This window comes from Aeromonas sp. ZOR0001, assembly GCF_000801015.1.
GTDB lineage: Bacteria > Pseudomonadota > Gammaproteobacteria > Enterobacterales > Aeromonadaceae > Aeromonas > Aeromonas veronii.
This window is the reverse complement of the sequence record NZ_JRJY01000030.1, coordinates 1-1,121: the sequence shown is the minus strand read 5'-3', so window position 1 is coordinate 1,121 and position 1,121 is coordinate 1. Positions and strand designations below refer to the sequence as shown.

The 1,121-nt window shown below is 55.8% G+C and carries 1 protein-coding gene; it reads left to right on the top strand.

Annotated features, from left to right (window positions below; all coding sequences use genetic code 11):
• The coding region (gene tuf / locus L972_RS03115; RefSeq protein ID WP_047435413.1) for an elongation factor Tu at positions 1–1,121 on the top strand (1,121 nt) is incomplete at both ends.

Genomic DNA, 1,121 nt, shown 5'->3' with positions numbered 1-1,121 from the left:
ACCATCGGCCACGTTGACCACGGTAAAACCACCCTGACTGCAGCTATCACCAACGTGCTGGCCAAGCACTTCGGTGGTAAAGCTTTCGCCTTCGACCAGATCGACAAGGCACCGGAAGAGCGTGAGCGTGGTATCACCATCAACACCTCCCACGTAGAATACGACACCGCTACCCGTCACTACGCCCACGTAGATTGCCCGGGTCACGCCGACTACGTTAAAAACATGATCACCGGTGCTGCCCAGATGGACGGCGCGATCCTGGTAGTAGCAGCGACTGACGGCCCGATGCCGCAGACTCGTGAGCACATCCTGCTGGGTCGTCAGGTTGGTATCCCGTACATGATCGTGTTCATGAACAAGTGTGACATGGTTGATGACGAAGAGCTGCTCGAACTGGTAGAGATGGAAGTTCGTGAACTGCTGACCGAGTACGACTTCCCGGGTGATGACCTGCCGGTAGTTCGTGGTTCCGCACTGAAAGCGCTGGAAGGCGACGCTCAGTGGGAAGAGAAGATCATCGAGCTGGCTGGCCACCTGGATACCTACATCCCGGAGCCGGAGCGCGCGATTGACCAGCCGTTCCTGATGCCTATCGAAGACGTATTCTCTATCGCTGGCCGTGGTACCGTAGTTACCGGTCGTGTAGAGCGCGGTATCGTTAAAGTAGGTGAGACTGTAGAAATCGTTGGTATCAAAGATACCGTTTCTACCACCTGTACCGGTGTTGAAATGTTCCGTAAGCTGCTGGACGAAGGTCGTGCAGGCGAGAACATCGGCGCGCTGCTGCGTGGTGTTAAGCGTGAAGACGTAGAGCGTGGTCAGGTACTGGCCAAGCCGGGTTCTATCAAGCCGCACACCAAGTTCGAATCTGAAGTGTACGTGCTGTCCAAAGAAGAAGGTGGTCGTCATACCCCGTTCTTCAAAGGCTACCGTCCGCAGTTCTACTTCCGTACTACCGACGTGACCGGTACCATCGAACTGCCGGAAGGCGTAGAGATGGTAATGCCGGGCGACAACATCAAAATGGTTGTTACCCTGATTGCTCCGATCGCGATGGACGACGGCCTGCGTTTCGCTATCCGTGAAGGTGGCCGTACCGTAGGTGCTGGTGTTGTAGC